This is a genomic window from Chryseobacterium sp. SIMBA_028, from assembly GCF_046535285.1.
Lineage (GTDB): Bacteria > Bacteroidota > Bacteroidia > Flavobacteriales > Weeksellaceae > Chryseobacterium.
Genome location: NZ_JAWRWZ010000646.1, coordinates 1 through 249, shown reverse-complemented (window position 1 = coordinate 249; position 249 = coordinate 1). Strand labels below are relative to the sequence as shown.

The window sequence follows — 249 nt, the reverse complement described above, 5'->3', positions numbered from 1 at the left end:
GCGTAGAACGGCAAGGTCGTAGCCGTGTCGAACTGGGTGCGGGTCGCCTTGTGCTGCCCGGTAAGCCAGCGGTAGTACGCGTGCCGGTCGTGCGGCTGATCCGCCGATGGCGGGTTGGGCTGCGCCGGCCAGTCCGATTCAACGTTGGCCCCGTAGGGAGCCAGCGTCCGGAAGTAGTTGTCCGTGGTGTGGTTTTCCTGGACCATCACCACAACACGCTTGACTCTGTTGTTGTCCGCCATGACATCC

The 249-nt window shown here is 63.5% G+C and carries 1 protein-coding gene; it reads right to left on the bottom strand.

All coding sequences use genetic code 11. The features are described 5' to 3' along the window. On the bottom strand, window positions 1-249 hold a 249-nt coding region (locus SCA31_RS24820), incomplete at both ends, for a hypothetical protein (protein WP_410699615.1).